Origin of the sequence: Blastopirellula sediminis, assembly GCF_020966755.1 — a bacterium.
Lineage (GTDB): Bacteria > Planctomycetota > Planctomycetia > Pirellulales > Pirellulaceae > Blastopirellula > Blastopirellula sediminis.
This window is the reverse complement of record NZ_JAJKFT010000004.1, coordinates 855,486-870,996: the sequence shown is the minus strand read 5'-3', so window position 1 is coordinate 870,996 and position 15,511 is coordinate 855,486. Positions and strand designations below refer to the sequence as shown.

Below are 15,511 nucleotides of genomic sequence, written 5' to 3'. Positions count from 1 at the left end.
TCCAAACCGTGAATATAGAAGCGCTGCGCAAGGGGCGTCAAGACCGAGTGACGCTGGCGACACCCTCTAACCCTTTCACCTGAAACTCGCAGTCTTCCTGCTTTTACACACGACGCAGTCGTCGCGATTCAAACCAGGGCGAAAACGTCGTATTCGAGAGGAAGAGGACGCTCCCGTACGTTTGCGGCATCTTTTCTCACGCTGGCGTTGCCGACTCCGAAAGAGTGGAAAATAATCGGCTATACGCAACTTTTCTCCGCCCGGTTGCAAGACCGCCCAGTCCCGAATTACGATCGATCCAAATCGCGCGGCGGCGATTGCAATGTTTCTTTGGCTCTCTCGGTGCAAGGAAGTACGGACTCCGTGAGCGGACTGAATCCGGCCCAACAAGACGCAGTCGATACCCTTTCTGGCCCGATGTTGGTGTTGGCGGGCGCCGGTTCCGGAAAGACCCGCGTCGTCACGTTTCGGATCGCCAACCTCATTCGCCATGGGGTTCGGCCCAGTCGCATCCTGGCGGTGACCTTCACCAACAAGGCGGCGGCCGAAATGCGCGAACGCGCCCTCGGGATCCTGGGGAACAAAACGTCCGAACAGCCGGTCGTTTCGACGTTCCACTCCCACTGCGTGCAGGTTCTTCGCCGCAACATTAATCGCTTGGGCTATCCGCTGAAGTTTGCGATTTACGATCGCGGCGATCAGGAATCGGTCATACGGGCCGCATTGCGCGAAATCCGCGTCCCCAACGAATCGCTCCGCCCCGGCGATGCGCTGAACAACATCAGCCGCTGGAAAACGGCCGGCATTCGTCCGCCGGAAGCGGTCGGTCACGCTCAGACCGACAAAGAGCATCTCTCGGCGATGGCCTATCGGCGCTATCAGAACACGCTGAAGACCTGCGGCGCGGTCGACTTCGACGACCTGCTGCTGCTGACCGAAGAGCTGTTCACCAATCATGACGACATCCGCGAAGAGGAAGCGTCGAAGTTCGATCACTTGATGATCGACGAATACCAGGACACGAACGGCAGCCAGTACCGGATCGTCCGCGGTTTGGCCGAAGCGCACCGCAACTTATGCGTGGTCGGCGACGACGATCAATCGATTTACTCCTGGCGCGGCGCCGAAGTGCAGCACATTCTTCGCTTCCAGCGCGATTGGCCCGAAGCGAAGGTGATCTACCTGAAAGACAACTATCGCTGTACCGCCGCGATCCTGGAGTTGGCGAATCGCCTGATTCAGTTCAACTCGACGCGGTACGACAAAGATCTTGAAGCGGCACGCTTCGGCGGCGATCGCCCCCAGATCTGGCAGTTCAAAGACGAAGAAAAAGAGGCGGAAGAAGTCGTCAAAGACATCGCCCGCAAGCTGACGCAGCCGGAGTTTGAACCGCGCGACTTCGCGATCCTGTTCCGCACCAACGAGCAGCCGCGTGCGTTTGAACAGCAGCTCCGTAGCATGAAGATCCCGTACATCTTGATCGGCGGCATGTCGTTCTTCGACCGCAAAGAAGTCCGCGACTTGATCTCGTATTTGAAGGTGATTCATTCGCCGATCGACGAGGTTGCGCTCCTCCGAATCTTGAACACTCCGCCCCGCGGCATTGGCCAGCAAACGGTCAAACAGCTGATGGAGTACGCGGTCAACGAAGGGAAACCGCTCTGGGAAGCCTTCCCGTCGGTCCGTTCGATCCGGGGGATCTCCGAAAGCGGCGCCAACGCGGTGATCGACTTCGCCTCGCTGATTCGCCGCTATCAAAAGCGGTTTGAAACCGAGCCGATGTCGCACGTCGTCCGTTCCCTGATCGGCGACATCGCTTATCAGAAGGAACTGGAGCGGCTCTATCCTGATCCGAAAGATCGCGAGTCGCGCGAGATGGCGATCGAACAGGTGGTCAACGCCGTCAGCGCCTTTGAATCAAGCCGCAAAAAGCCGACGCTTGGCGGCTTCCTCGACGACTCCGCCCTCTCCGGCGGCGACTTCGACAACGAGAAGGAAAAGCAGCTGGCCAAAAACGGCGTCGTGCTGATGACGCTGCATGCCGCCAAGGGGCTGGAGTTCCCGAACGTTTACATGGTCGGCATGGAAGAAGGCATTCTGCCGCACGCACGGAGCGTGAAGGAAGAGGGCGCCGCGGTCGAAGAAGAACGGCGGCTCTGCTATGTCGGCATCACGCGAGCCCAGGATCGCTTGACCTTCTCCCTCGCCACGTCGCGCAAGCGTTGGGGGAAAGCCCGGCCGACCGACACCAGCCGATTCCTCTACGAGATCACCGGCCAGGCCGACAACGCCGCCAAATCGGCACGGATGGCAAAGTCGCCGCGCGATCGTCCGAAAGGCGCCGCGAAGCGGGGTTAAAGCAGCAACTCTTGGGTGCCATGCTCTTGCGGCGTCTTCGCCGGATGAGCATGCCTTTTGAATCTGCCGACGCTTTGAAGACATGCTCTTCTCGCGAAGACGCGATACGAGCATGGCGCCAGCGCTAGTCAGTTTCGCTCGCCGTATGCTCGATGATCGCACCGCAGATCTGCGGCCAGAGGGGCTCCGGCCGATCGTGGCCCATGTCTTCCAACAACAGCAAACGAGCGTTCGGAGCGAGTTCAGCCGTCCGCTCTCCTCCGCTCGGGGCGATCAGCGTGTCTTCCAATCCGTGAATCACGAGAGTCGGAGCGAGCATCGTCTTCAATCGAGCGGCGCGTGAGCCGTTGGTGATCAGCGCGGCGATTTGGCGAGCGGCGCCCTCGGGATAGTACGAGCGGTCGTAACTTGCCGCCGCGTTTTTCCTCACTTCGTCGGGATCGTAATACTTTTTCGACCTCCACACAGCCGACTTGATAGACGCTTGGATGAAGCCTTCTCGATCGCTCGGCGAGGGAGTAAAGAGGGCACGCATCGCTTCGGGAGAGGATTGGCCGACATCTGGTTCGCCGGTGGTCGACATCATCGAGGTAAGCGTCAACACGCGCTCGGGATGTTCGATCGCCATAATTTGAGCGATCACTCCACCCATCGATGAACCGACGATATGGGCCTGATGAAGCTCAAGTCCGTCGAGCAAGCCGATCGCGTCGCCAGCCATGTCTTCAATGGAATAAGGCGCGAGCTCCCGCGCAGCCGCGAGATCGCCCGCCGTTAGCTTGGCGATGACTTGATTCAGATCGACTTGCTGGCCATGCATCTTCGAGGAGAGGCCGCAGTCCCGATTGTCGAACCGGATGACAAACCGTCCTGCATCGGCCAGGCGTTGGCAAAAAGGGGCGGACCAACCGATCATCTGGGCGCCAAATCCCATGATCAAGAGCAACGCCGGATCCTCTTGGGAACCAAACGTGTCGTACTCGATCTCCACTGCCGACTGCGTCCGAATCTGCGCCATCGATCGCTATACCCTCCTGCCGCCATCGTGAAAAAGGTTGCCCACGACGGCTTTATTTTGATCCCATCGAAACAAAAAAGACGCCGAGGTTCGGCGTCTCTTTGTCGTATTTACTCTTTTCGCGTTACGCGGCGCCTTCTTGGCGACGCTTGCGAATCAACGCTGGATCCAGGTCCGGGTGCCCTTCCCACCAGATCTTCGGCGAGTCCCAACCGAATTGGTTTTCGGACGGGATCCGTCGCGGCTGCGGTTCAGGGGTCGGTTCTGGCTCTGGTTCGGGAGCCGGCTGCGGCTGGGGCTTGGCCTTCACTTCGACGACCAGGTCAACCAGTTCCGGCACGGCGACGATCGGCAGCGGGATTTCGATGTTCTGCACGGCCGGCTCTTCGTCGAGCAGGTCGTCCAGGGCGATGCTCACCATGTCGACGTCGGCGGCTTCCTTCAGGCCGTATTCGTCCGGAGTCAGCTCGAAGACCGGTTCCGGTTCTTCGTGTTCGCTCCGTTCCAAGTAGTACTCGGCGTCGATCAGATGAATCGGCTGCGATTCGGGCTGATTGACCGGCGCGGCATCGGCGAGCGACAGGTCTTCTTCCTTCTTCGCCTTCGGCTTGATGTCGATCTTCAGCGAATGGAGTTCCAGGTACGGCACGATCGGCAGTTCGACGCGGAACGGCGGCGGCGTGATGATCGGCTCTTCGACCACCGGTTCCGGTTCCGGCTCAACAACCTCTTCCACCACTTCTTCGACGACCGGGGCCGGCAAGCGAGCCGGTTCGGGGCGGCAAACGCCGGTCACCTGCGGCAAGACGCGAACGTCGGCGCCCAGGTTCTGGAAGATTTCCATGATGTGTTCATGGCAGGTGAAGACGAGGGTCTGATGTCCTTCGTTGGCGAAGCCGAGCAACACTTCAGCGGTCGCTTTGCAACGCTTCGAGTCGAAGTTGACCATCACGTCGTCCAGGATCACCGGCAAGACGCGACCTTGGCGAGCGAAGGTGCGAACCAGCGCCAAGCGAACGCTGAGGAAGACCTGCTCGCGGGTACCTTCGCTCAGATGTTCGAGCGACTTCGAGCGTCCCTTGGCGTCTTCGACGTACAGGGTGTTTTCGCTGAGCGGCGTCCAGATGCGGACGTACTTGCCGAGCGACAACTTGTCCATGAAGATCGACGCCATCTTCAACGTTTCGGGCTGACGCTGCGTTTCGTAGATGCGGCGAATCTGATCGAGGATGTTGGCGGTGACCGCGAGGGCCTGCCAACGTTCGACCGCTTGTTCGATCTGCGTAGCGACTTCGTTCAGTTCGAGCTGCGCCGAAGCCAGCCGATCGTTTTCTTCGAGCGCTTCGAGCTGCGCCTTCAGTTCGCCGCGACGTTCGAAGCCTTCCTTCAAGCTCCGCTGAGCCTGATCGTGCTCCTGCATCAACTCGGTCAGCTCTTTCTGAGCTTCCGCGGCCGAAACTTCGCCCAGGAATTCTTCGACCGTCTCCAGCTCGACGTCACCCAACTTGGCGACGATCTCCGCTTCGACTTCTTCCAGATCGAGCAACAGGCCGTTGATCTTGTTCGCCTTGTCGAGCAGCTTGCGGTAGCCGTCTTCGTCTTCGACCCCTGTTTCGTCCAGGATCTCTTGACGCTGCTTGGCCGCTTTCCGCATTTCGCCGGCGGTCTTCTTGAACTCGTCCTTGATCTTGGCGGCGCGACCGCGGAGATCGACTCGCAGCTCCGATTGGCTCTGCTGCCGATCGAGTTCCGCCTTCAGGCGATCGAGCTGCTCCAGGCCATCCTTCGTGTTCTTCAGGCCCAGTTCGTTGGCCAACTGCCCGATGCGGGTTTCGACCGCTTGCAGCTCTTCGGTGCGTTGCGTCTCTTGATCCTGCAGCGCCTTCAGTTGCTTCCGCTTTTCATGGATATGACCCAGGATGCGAGCCAACACCTTGATCCGATCCGGCTGCAGGTCATCGGGCAGGTCGAGCGCCCGCAGCGCGTCGCGCCAACGACGACGAGCGTTGTTGACCGCGTGTTCAGCGTCTTGGATCGTCTTGGAAGCGTAGTCGCTCTTCTGTTTCGCTTCGCCGGCGCGATTGCCGAGCGGAATCAAACTTTCCAGCTGAGCCAGGTGATCTTCCGCCGATTGCAAACGGGCGACCAGCGGGCCGCCACCTTTCGGCAGCACGTGATCGAACTCGTCCCGTTCTTCGCGAGCCTTATGCAGCTGCACGTTGACCAGCTCGAACTGACGCTTGACGCCGTCCAGGTTCTGCTTGACCGTCCGCTCCATCGTCACCTTGGTGAAGACGACGCCGACCATGAAAACGAGACCGAACAGTGGAACGGCCTCGTGAACATCGGGCACCACGATCACTGAGCCGAAGATATAGAGCAGCACCATCGTGACGCCGGCCGAGAAAGTCAGCCCCAACAGGGCGAGCAGCGGTCGCGGCAAGATCTGATTTTCGAGCAAGTCAGCCGATTCGATTTCGGCTTCGCGACGCTGAAACTCCAGCTTGTCGATCTTTTCTTCGACCTGGATGCGGCGGCGAAGGAGATTGACCAGTTCGCCCGCTCTGTCGATTGCGACGCTCAGGTCCTCTTCGCCGACGTTGGCCAGCGACTTTTCGACTTCCGATTTGGTCGATTCGAGTTCGTCCTCATGCGACGAAGCGGTTCGCTTCGCCTCTTCAAAGCGGACGACCTCCTGCTCCAGCGTCTGCATCGGCGTTTTGAGCGACTTCAGCTGCTTGGGAGTCAGATCGGGACGACGACCTTGGCCGAGCGTTACGCCGGTGTTGTCCCAGGCCGCTTCGATCTCTCGTTTGACGTCGTCGATTTCGTCCTGGACGCCCGAGATCTGCTTGCGAATCGCGACGATCCAGTGGCGTTGTTCGCCGAGGGCGTCGACGCGGGCCGCATGTCGCGACAGTTCGCGGTTGAGCGGAATCGACTCATGCTCAGTAAAGAGCGCTTTGTATTGCGAACGCAACTCGGTGCAGCGACCTTTGCGGCGCGAAACCCGTTCGCGCAATTGCGTCAGGTGATTGAGAGTCTCTTCGGCGACGTCCGGAATCTCGCCGGCGTCGTCGATCTTGGTCGAGAGCGTTTCGCGACGTTCGATCTCGCCGCGCAAGTCTTCCGCCAGCTCAATAAACTCGGCCCGCTCGGTGATCGCGGCCGACTTGTGTTGCAGTTGTTCGATCTGAACGGCGGCGCTGCGCTGTTGCTGCAGAACCTGACCCCACTGCTGCGTCTGCACGCGCAGCTCTTCGACTTCTTTCTTCAGCGAGTGATGCTGATCGAGCAGCTGATCGACGATGCAGTCGGCGCCGTTGTGCGAGATGAGCGCTTCGCGCGAGATCTCAAGCCGGCGAACCACTTCCGCCAAAGAAATGCGATCCAAACCGCTCGTCAGTTCGTAGATCTTCTGAGCGGCGTGGCTGTCGTCAAGCGTCGCGAGCAGCTGAATTTCGCGCAGACCGACGGCGAAGATGTTGTTGTAGGTGTAGCGATCGACCCCTTCGAGGAGCGCTTCGAGTTGAGTCCTGCTTTGACGCGAACCGTCCGGCGCCACGATCCACGCGTTTTCTTCAAACGTCCGTTCGTCCCACAGTCGTACGACCTGAAAACGGCCGAGGGTGCCGCGAATGTTGAGCGAACCGCCCGGCTGACCACCGTTGACCGGCGGCAAATAGCGACGCTCTTCCGACAGATCGATGCCGTAAAGCATCGTCCGCATGAAGTTGAGGAGCGTACTCTTCCCGGCTTCGTTGTGCCCAAAGAACACGGTCACGGTCGGCGAGAGCTCTTCGATACGTAGCCCGCGCCAGACGCCGAAACCATCGATATTGACTTGATTTAGTTGCACGGTGGCGGCTCCTAGTCGTCGATCCGCAGGGATTGAACGCCCATGCGACGTGCTTCATGCAACGCTTTGCGACGCACTTCCCTGGTTTCAATCTGCACCGCCTCGGCCAACTGCGTGCCGCGACGGTCTTCGCCTAATAACTCGGTCAACTCAATGGGGATGTCGGGGTCCGCGAGCAATTCGCGCGTCAGTCGCAAAAAGTCGCCGCAGATGGTTTGTTCCTGGTACCACGATTCGGGAATCACGGACGCCGATTCGACCTTCAGTTCGTAGGTCCAAGCGCCACCCTCTTCCTGACCAAATTCCTTGTTCAGCACATCGATCATGTGCTGCCACATCGATTCGGCCAGCAGCTTCTTCGAGGCGTTCCCTTCGATGACGACGCGCCAGTCGACCAGCAACTGTCGGCGTCCTTTGCCGGAGACGAGCGTTCGCATCCGGTTCTTCAGCACTTTTTCAAGTTCGTCCGGCGTCTCGCAATTGGCAATTTCGACCAATTCGCTCTGCCAGCGGACGACGTCGGTTGCGATCGAATCAGTTGAGATGTCGCCTGCTTCGTTGACTTCGACGACGGTGCAGCTGCGCTGACCGACATGGATCGGACGACGACCTTGCGGCGAGCCCGCATGCATCGCGTACTTCGGCGCGGTGCGATGCTTCTTCCGCATCTCTTCGCCGCCGAGAGCCCAGTAAGGAATATCGTGACGGGTAATCGCCCCTTCTTCGACTTCGCCATAGGCGACGGCGACGGTAAACAAACCCGAAGCGGCGGGGCGGAAATCGCCGACGCGAATCTCGCCGCCGGAGTTCGCCTGGCCGATGATCGCGGCGATCGCTTCGCCGTCATGTTCAAAATGGACGGTTTGCGGCAGACCGGGTCGGAAGACATGGACGTTGCCGGGAAGCGCGACCGACGAAGGCCAGCGCGAAGGAGGATCGGCGTCGCCGCCAGCCCAGTAGACTTGGACGCCGGCCGTATCGAGTTGCTCGAATAATTCCAACAAGCAGCCGATCGTACGCGGGCTCGAAAGGCGCGGATCGAGCAAGTCGCCGGTCAACACGAGGAAGTCGACTTCGTGCAGCATGGCCGTTTCGATCACTTGCTGCGCAGCACGCCGGGGCGCTTCACAGAAGATGGTGCGCAAGTGATCCGGCACAGAGGGTAACCCTCCGAGCGGCTGATCGAGATGGAAGTCGCCCGATTGAAGAAAGCGGAACGACGCTCCTGGAGTCATATTACTGCGCCTCCCTGCGCGGATTTCAGTCGATATGGCCGACAGCAAACAGGTGCTGGCGCCTACCTATTCGGGCAGTTTAGCGGAATTTGAAAATTCCGCCTATCCGGATTCTTTTGGCCAAAGATTCATCCCCCGCCAACCGACATCACGGCAAAAAAATACCCACCCGGCCAACAAACAGGAGGGATGGGCGGTTTGCGCAAAATAAGTTCGCAACTCGGATCAATCGCCGATCAAGCTTCTCGACGACGTCGTCTTACCGGAATTACGACTTCGCCATCACGACGTAGGTCTTCGGAATTTTGTCGTGCCATCCGCGGGGAGGCGCGTCGCCAAAGAACGAAAACGGCTCGAACGGGATGAAGCGACATGCCGTGCGCCCCAAAACCTGTCCCCACGACGGCGGAAAGCCCTGTTCGTTCACCACTTTGGTGCCAGAGGCCAGCTTGCCCAGCGTCCGCCCGAACAACCCTTCCATCAGGAAGTAATACGAGAAGTTGATGAAGAGCCCGAAGAAGAACATCAGCGGCGAATCGAAAATCTCCAGGATCTTTTCGTTCTGCGACACAACCGCGTAGATGCCGACGCAGATCCCCAGGATAAAGGCGCAGATCTGAACGATAACGTTGATGCAAATGATGTCGACGATCAGGTTCGCCAGGCGTCGCCCTTGTGGCGCACCGACGACTTCTCGAACAGGCTCCACTAAAACGGCGGCTTCCGTGGAGGGAGAGAGAAAGGGGTTTTCAGTCGATGACATGCGTGCAGGCCTCGCGATAGACAAGAATCAAAATTGCAATTCAGCAGTATCTCGGCTTGAGTTTACCCACCCCCTCCGCGGTCCCCAAATAAATTCTTCGCCGATTGCAAAACGACCAATTCGGTCCGCTCGCTGCCAGTCGATTCTCAGGCGTTTCCGACAATTCTAGCGCGGCTTCCGACAAACCAAGCCTCTGCCGTTTTGGCGCCGGAAATGCATTTTAGACTTGCGCCGTTTTTCCCGGCTTTCGGCTTGATACAAACAATTCCCGCGTGAGACCAATCGCCATGCGACTATTTCAATGCGACGACTGCGGCGAGCTCGTCTATTTCGAGAACAACACTTGCTTGAACTGCCAACAGCAGCTCGCCTTCGATCCCGGCGCGCTGACAATGACGACCATCATCCCGGTCGACGAAGGGCCAAACCTGTGGCGCTCCGTCGAATCGTCCTGTAGCGAGCGATACCGTCGCTGCGAGAACGACCTGCAACACAATGTCTGCAATTGGCTCGTTCCGGCCGAGAGCGACCAAACGCTTTGCCCGGCGTGTCAGTTTACGGAAATGATCCCCGATCTGACTGACGCGGCGAACCTGGCCCACTGGAGCAAGCTGGAAACCGCCAAACGGCGACTCCTCTACACGCTGATGTCCTTGGGACTGCCGACCACGTCGAAGTCGTTTGATCCGCAGACCGGGCTCTCGTTCCACTTTCTGGCCGACGATCCTCAAACCAACAAGAAGGTTTTGACCGGCCATGCCGATGGCCTAATCACCCTGAACATCGCTGAAGCGGATGACGCCGAACGAGAACAACGTCGCGTTGCGATGGGCGAACCTTACCGGACGCTGCTGGGGCACTTTCGGCACGAGGTGGGACATTATTACTGGGATCTACTGGTCCGCGACACGCTGAATCTTCACGAATTCCGCCAGCTTTTTGGTGACGAAACGGCCGACTACGGCGTTGCTCTCCAAAACCATTATTCCAGCGGACCGCCGGCAGATTGGCAGCAATATTACGTCTCAGCCTACGCCTCGAGCCATCCCTGGGAAGATTGGGCTGAGACCTGGGCGCATTACCTGCACATGGTCGACGCCCTCGAAATGGCCTCGTCGAGCCAGATCACCGTTCCGCGTCTTGAAAACCGTGCGGAGCGAACCCGAATCGTTTTTTCTCCCGGTTCGGCGGGCGAGATTTCGATGGACGAAATGATCAACGACTGGTTATCGCTCGCCCACATGCTGAACTGCGCCAACCGGTGCCTTGGCCAAGCCGACAGTTACCCTTTTGTGGTTTCGCAGTCGGTAATGGAAAAGCTAAAATTGATTCATGAGCTGGTACTGCGATCCGCAGACGAAACGCCGGCTTCTCCTCTCCCGAATTAGGATCTTGGCCATGAGCCCTATGAGAAGCAGCGGTTCCTGGAAGACGCGTCTGGTAATCGCCGCAATCATCGCCTTCTTTGCGATCGCCTCGTACTACATGTCGACCGACAAAAACCCGGTCACCGGCGAAGCGCAGCGCGTCGCGATGACGACCGACCAGGAGATCGCGCTCGGTTTGCAAGCGGCGCCGGAGATGATCGCCCAGCATGGCGGCGAACTTCCCGACCGCAACGCCCAGGCGCTGGTCGATCAGATCGGCGGCCAACTGCTGCAAGCCCTCAATCGAGACCTCGCTCAGCAAGGGCGCGAAAATCCATTTCCGTTCGAGTTTCATCTCCTCGCCGATCCCAAAACGGTTAACGCGTTCGCCCTTCCCGGCGGTCAGGTCTTTGTCACAGCGGCTCTCTTCCGTGATCTGGAAACCGAAGGGCAGCTTGCCGGGGTCCTCGGCCATGAGATGGGACACGTCCTTTCTCGTCACGGCGCGCAGCAAATGGCCAAACAGAATCTGACGCAGGGCTTGGTTGGCGCCGCAGGGGTCGCCGGCGGAGACGCCAACAGCGCCCGCATGGCGCAACTGGTCGGGCAGTTCGTCAACATGAAGTATGGCCGCGAAGACGAACTCGAATCGGATCAATGGGGCGTTCGTCTAATGGGGATGGCCGGCTACGATCCGAACGCAATGATCGGCGTCATGGAAGTGCTGGAACGAGCCGGCGGCGAAGGCCCGCCGGAATTCCTTAGCACGCACCCGAAGCCAGCCAACCGCGTCATCTACATCAAGCAGGTGATCAAAGAAGAATACCCGAACGGCGTGCCTGCCGGCTTGAAGCCGTAAGTTCTAACACTAGCCCGCAGCGCAAGCGAGGGAATGTGGTCGGATAAAATGTCTAAGGCCTAATGACGAATGTCTATTGTCGGAGTACTCGCCATTCGTACTTCATCATTGACTTGCAAGCGCATTCCCTCGCTTGCGCTGCGGGCTAGTGTTGCGGATTGATCGCTCGATCGATGAACCGATATGCCGGCTCATGCGTTTCCATCGGAAACGTATGCTCCGTATCGGGATGAATCACCTTCAGGTTTTCTTCCGCGCCAAAAAGTTGGAAAACCGGCCGAGCCGCCGCTGCGATTCGGTCGACGCTGTCCGCTTTAAAGTTGCTATCCCCCAGCGGCGCGATGATCATCGTCGGGCGGGGAGCCAGTCCAGCGACTAGCTCATAAAAGTCGACCGGGAGCTCTTCTAGACGACCCTGGTAGCCCGCCAGTTTCGGCATGTAGCGATCTTGGCACCAGCCCCGTCCATGCACCCAATTCTTGGGATCGCCGCTATAGTAATCGAGGAACGAATCGAGCCCACAACAGCTGACGACCGCTTTGATCCGCGGATCGAACGTCGCGATGAAGACGCTGTTGTGCCCGCCGAGCGAATGCCCGATCGCCGCATACTTGCCATGTTGCACGTAGGGAAGCGAATCGAGCAGATCAAGGCAACGGCTGTTATCCCAAATCGCTTTCATCGTCCCGCTCTCCCAGCCAAGCTGCTTCAAGTCTGGCTGAAATTGCCCCAGCAGCGGATAATGCGGCGCGATCACTACATATCCGCGTTCAGCCAACTCTTTGGCGTACATCCGCTCGCGACTCTCGCCCAGACCGACCATTTCCATCGGACCTCGCTGATTGGTCGGATGGAGCGCCAGAACGGCCGGGAACTTTTTGTCAGGCGACGACTTCAGCGCTTCTTTCGGAATCAATAGATAGGCCGGGACGCGGCCCCCGGGCTCTGACTGATACGAGATCAACCGGCGAACGTAACTTCCCATATCGACTTCTTCGTCGATCTCGATGTCGAGCGGACAACGCTTTTCCGCCCCCGGCAGTTTGCCGATGAGGGACGTGAAGTCTTTCAACGTCTCTTCTTTTCGTCGCTGCAGCTCACCCGCCGACTTCGCGATCTTCACGTCGCCGTCCGAATCGTAATACGCCAACTGATTCTCACGAGGAAGGCGCCGCACCGGCAGTTCGGCTCCCGTCTCGGCCGCAACGCCGACGCTAAGAAAAAGTGCGACTGCGCCGAAAGCGACGCTGATGCGAACGGTGGGGAAAGGGAGGATCGATTTCATGGTTTCGCCTGGGAAAGAACGAAGCGATGTAGCGAGGCCATTCTAACGGACGCCGCCGCCATGACCACGATGATTTCTCGTGAAATATATGCATAAAAACGGCACACTTGCGTCTGGTGCGGCGCCCTGCTGCTGAAAGTTGCGACAGTCGCTTCCCAAGAAAGCGGCAGTCCACACTACCGCTATAGCGTCACAAATGCAGTCCATGATGTCACGCGATATCGTAAACCCAGCAATTCCTAGCACTTGCTCCCCATTGGTACAAAATCCCGCTCAATTGGCATGCGATATGCAAATCGGACCTGTCGTACACGCTCTTCTATCTCCACGCCCGAATTTTGATCGCGCTGGACCTCCCCGGTCGAGCGCGATCCTTATTTATTTCATTCACTTAATTAGGGCTAGAAATAATGACTTACTTCGTTGGAAAACGATCGGCGTTTACGTTGGTCGAACTGCTGGTGGTGATCGCCATCATCGGCGTGTTGATCGCTCTATTGCTGCCGGCCGTGCAACAGGCGCGCGAAGCGGCTCGTCGGATGCAGTGCACCAACAACCTGAAGCAAATCGGGCTGGCGATGCACAACTATCACGACACCTTCCTGGTCTTGCCCTCCGGCACGATCAATCCTGGCTGCAAGTCTTGCAGTGCATCGGCCGACATGCCGGCTTCGGTCGGAGCGAACGTTCGCAACGTCACCGCTCACTTGCTGATCCTTCCCTTTCTGGAGCAAGGGAACATTGCCGACAAGATTGACTTTCGCTATCCGGTCGGGCTGGCCGCCGACCCGGCGCAAGTGACCGCTCCCTCCGCAACGGACGCCGCCTCGAACATGGCGGTCCTGCAAAACACGCGACTTGACGTCTTCGCTTGTCCTTCGGATCCGTTCGACGTTCCCGGCGTCGCCGCCAGCGCTAATGAGTACTACAACAAAGACTATTACCGCACGAGCTATGGCCTAGTCACTTCCCAATGGTCCGACTACACCTCGGGGCTCTACTGGGGTTCGGCCGGCAACACGGCGAACATCCGCCCGGCGTTTGGCGTGAACGGCGCCGCCAAGTTCCGCGACATCATCGACGGAACCAGCAACACGATCTTGATGGCGGAATCGCGGATGGAGAAGACCTCCACCTCGTACGGACCATTTTGGGGCGCTTACACGCACACCTTCTGGCTGAATATGGCCAACCGGATCAACAAGCCTTATTCGCCCCCAACCTATACGAAGCCTTACGCCTGGTATGTCGGCAGCAACCATCCCGGCGGCGCCAACTCGCTGTTCGCTGACGGCTCGGTTCACTACCTGAGCGAAACGGCGAACCTGACGACGCTGCAAAATCTGTGTCGCATCGCGGACGGTGAGGTCCTGGGAGAATACTAATGCACAAGAAATCATTCCCACTGCAGCGTCTGGCGATCTTCGCCCTGCTGGCGATCGCCGTCGGCGGAGGCTGTTCGTCGGGCAATCGCGCCGGCGTCGAACTGGCCGAAGTGACCGGCGTCGTCACCTTGGACGGCAAACCGGTAAAGCAAGTCGAGGTGATGTTCATGCCGGAAGGAGGCGCGATCGAATCGCGCGGCATCACTGACGACGAAGGGAAGTTCGTCGCCTACTATCCGCCTGCCTACCCGGGCGCGATTCCTGGCAAACACCACGTCTTGTTCGAGTTGAAAGATGCGGACCAACATCCGGATCTCATTCCCAAGAAATACCGCCAAGGCTCCAAGGGAATCGAAGTCGACGTCGCCAAAGATGGGCCGAACGACTTTACCTTCGAGCTGAAAAAGAGATAACGACCGCTTTCCCTCCTCGGCGCCTGATTTCGATCAGCTTGTCTGCGCCAAGAGACCAACGCCCGCCGCGCATGACGGGCGTTTTTTTATGCGCCACCCTTATTTCATTTCGCCGAAGGTCGCCAACTGCGGCAAATGATCGCTGAGGGCGAAAGAATTGGAGTCAGCCGTATTCACGCGAAACGCCCCTTCAAACAGCGGTCGCGACTCGGTGATCGTCTTGGCGATCGGTCCCGTCGCCATCACGAAGTCGATCCGATACTGCGGCGTGTCGGCCTTGATCGTCAGACCGTCTCCTTCGCCCACTTTGGCGAAGGTGTCGACCCAGCCCGCGTCGATCCACATTTTGTACTCTTCGCAGTCGGGACCATGATTCAAGTCGCCGATCAGCAGCATCGAGCGGCCAGCGTCGAGATCCTCTTTCATCGACGTGAGCATCGCCTTCACTTCTTTCAGGCGAACGGCCGGATCGGGCCCTGGCATCAAGTGGGCCGAATGGACGATCAAATCGCCGCTGGGAAGCTTGATCGTTCCTTTCCCCCAATGCCGCGTGAACAGTTCCTTCGGCCGCGGATAGCCAAGGGGACAGTTCACGGCGTCGACAATTTCGTAACGACTAAGCAGCGTCCCCGGCCAGTTGCCGCCGCTGGGGAAGCGGACGTGGTTCATTCCCAAATAGCCGGCAATTTCCTTCGCCATCTCTTCGCTGGGCGACTCCGAGAAGTTGATCACATCCGGCTCGTAGAGGGCCAATTCCATCGCCGTTCGCCGCGTCATCTGCCCACTCTTGGAGGCCGTTTTCGCCAACGGACGATCGTCCGGCCAACCTTTGCAGACGTAAACGTTGTAGGCGATCACGCGCAGCGCTTCTCGCTTTTCTTCAGCCGCCGAAAGAGCCGTTGCGGAAATGCCGGCAGCGGCCAACGCCGCGCAGAATTGGCGTCGTGAGATCGTCATGGGGTGCGCCTT

General features: G+C 58.8%; 12 protein-coding genes. 6 read left to right on the top strand and 6 right to left on the bottom strand.

The annotated features are described in order from the left end of the window. The first annotated feature begins 363 nt into the window (after window positions 1–363). Complete coding sequence (locus tag LOC68_RS07260; RefSeq protein WP_230217230.1) at window positions 364–2,358, top strand: ATP-dependent helicase; 1,995 nt, start codon at window positions 364–366, stop codon at window positions 2,356–2,358. 124 nt (window positions 2,359–2,482) lie between these two features. Here LOC68_RS07260 and LOC68_RS07255 read toward each other — a convergent pair whose 3' ends face one another. The 3 genes from LOC68_RS07255 to LOC68_RS07245 all read right to left on the bottom strand — a co-directional run bounded on the left by LOC68_RS07255 (window position 2,483) and on the right by LOC68_RS07245 (window position 8,470). After that, window positions 2,483–3,376 (bottom strand): alpha/beta fold hydrolase, encoded by an 894-nt coding sequence (locus LOC68_RS07255; RefSeq protein ID WP_230217228.1) that lies wholly within the window; start codon window positions 3,374–3,376, stop codon window positions 2,483–2,485. Window positions 3,377–3,500: 124 nt separating this feature from the next. Next, entirely contained in the window at window positions 3,501–7,235 is a 3,735-nt protein-coding gene (locus LOC68_RS07250) for an AAA family ATPase (protein WP_230217226.1), read from the bottom strand. 11 nt (window positions 7,236–7,246) lie between these two features. Next, window positions 7,247–8,470, bottom strand: coding sequence for a metallophosphoesterase family protein (locus tag LOC68_RS07245; protein ID WP_230217224.1), 1,224 nt, complete (start codon window positions 8,468–8,470; stop codon window positions 7,247–7,249). Between the two features lie 34 nt (window positions 8,471–8,504). Between LOC68_RS07245 and LOC68_RS07240 the strand changes: the two genes are divergently transcribed. Continuing rightward, the gene (locus LOC68_RS07240; RefSeq protein WP_230217222.1) at window positions 8,505–8,681 is read left to right on the top strand and encodes a hypothetical protein; all 177 of its coding nucleotides are present in this window, start codon (window positions 8,505–8,507) and stop codon (window positions 8,679–8,681) included. Between the two features lie 57 nt (window positions 8,682–8,738). On the opposite strand, the gene LOC68_RS07235 is transcribed toward LOC68_RS07240, so the two are convergent. Beyond that, window positions 8,739–9,233 carry an RDD family protein gene (locus LOC68_RS07235; protein WP_230217220.1) on the bottom strand — a complete coding sequence of 165 codons (495 nt, stop codon included), beginning with the start codon at window positions 9,231–9,233 and terminating at the stop codon, window positions 8,739–8,741. A 287-nt stretch (window positions 9,234–9,520) separates the two neighbouring features. Between LOC68_RS07235 and LOC68_RS07230 the strand changes: the two genes are divergently transcribed. Continuing rightward, a complete protein-coding gene (locus LOC68_RS07230) occupies window positions 9,521–10,621 on the top strand; it encodes a zinc-binding metallopeptidase family protein (protein WP_230217218.1) in 1,101 nt (366 codons plus the stop codon). 10 nt (window positions 10,622–10,631) lie between these two features. Beyond that, window positions 10,632–11,459, top strand: a complete 828-nt coding sequence (locus LOC68_RS07225; RefSeq protein WP_230217216.1) for a M48 family metalloprotease — start codon at window positions 10,632–10,634, stop codon at window positions 11,457–11,459. A gap of 145 nt (window positions 11,460–11,604) precedes the next feature. On the opposite strand, the gene LOC68_RS07220 is transcribed toward LOC68_RS07225, so the two are convergent. Next, entirely contained in the window at window positions 11,605–12,744 is a 1,140-nt protein-coding gene (locus LOC68_RS07220; protein ID WP_230217214.1) for an alpha/beta hydrolase family protein, read from the bottom strand. A gap of 410 nt (window positions 12,745–13,154) precedes the next feature. Here LOC68_RS07220 and LOC68_RS07215 point away from each other — a divergent pair, with 410 nt between their 5' ends. Then, entirely contained in the window at window positions 13,155–14,129 is a 975-nt protein-coding gene (locus LOC68_RS07215; RefSeq protein WP_230217212.1) for a DUF1559 domain-containing protein, read from the top strand. Then, a complete protein-coding gene (locus tag LOC68_RS07210) occupies window positions 14,129–14,542 on the top strand; it encodes a hypothetical protein (protein ID WP_230217210.1) in 414 nt (137 codons plus the stop codon). The genes LOC68_RS07215 and LOC68_RS07210 overlap by 1 nt, the downstream gene beginning before the upstream one ends. A gap of 99 nt (window positions 14,543–14,641) precedes the next feature. Here the strand turns inward: LOC68_RS07210 and LOC68_RS07205 are convergent, their stop codons facing one another. Then, a complete protein-coding gene (locus tag LOC68_RS07205) occupies window positions 14,642–15,499 on the bottom strand; it encodes an endonuclease/exonuclease/phosphatase family protein (RefSeq protein WP_230217208.1) in 858 nt (285 codons plus the stop codon). Window positions 15,500–15,511: the final 12 nt, after the last annotated feature.

Bases quoted from the DNA above. Each gene is read 5' to 3' on its own strand.
- LOC68_RS07230 (WP_230217218.1), top strand. From the start codon at position 9,521: ATGCGACTATTTCAATGCGACGACTGCGGCGAGCTCGTCTATTTCGAG.
- LOC68_RS07210 (WP_230217210.1), top strand. From the start codon at position 14,129: ATGCACAAGAAATCATTCCCACTGCAGCGTCTGGCGATCTTCGCCCTG.
- LOC68_RS07225 (WP_230217216.1), top strand. From the start codon at position 10,632: ATGAGCCCTATGAGAAGCAGCGGTTCCTGGAAGACGCGTCTGGTAATC.
- LOC68_RS07205 (WP_230217208.1), bottom strand. From the start codon at position 15,499: ATGACGATCTCACGACGCCAATTCTGCGCGGCGTTGGCCGCTGCCGGC.
- LOC68_RS07245 (WP_230217224.1), bottom strand. From the start codon at position 8,470: ATGACTCCAGGAGCGTCGTTCCGCTTTCTTCAATCGGGCGACTTCCAT.
- LOC68_RS07215 (WP_230217212.1), top strand. From the start codon at position 13,155: ATGACTTACTTCGTTGGAAAACGATCGGCGTTTACGTTGGTCGAACTG.
- LOC68_RS07235 (WP_230217220.1), bottom strand. From the start codon at position 9,233: ATGTCATCGACTGAAAACCCCTTTCTCTCTCCCTCCACGGAAGCCGCC.
- LOC68_RS07220 (WP_230217214.1), bottom strand. From the start codon at position 12,744: ATGAAATCGATCCTCCCTTTCCCCACCGTTCGCATCAGCGTCGCTTTC.
- LOC68_RS07255 (WP_230217228.1), bottom strand. From the start codon at position 3,376: ATGGCGCAGATTCGGACGCAGTCGGCAGTGGAGATCGAGTACGACACG.
- LOC68_RS07240 (WP_230217222.1), top strand. From the start codon at position 8,505: ATGGCCGACAGCAAACAGGTGCTGGCGCCTACCTATTCGGGCAGTTTA.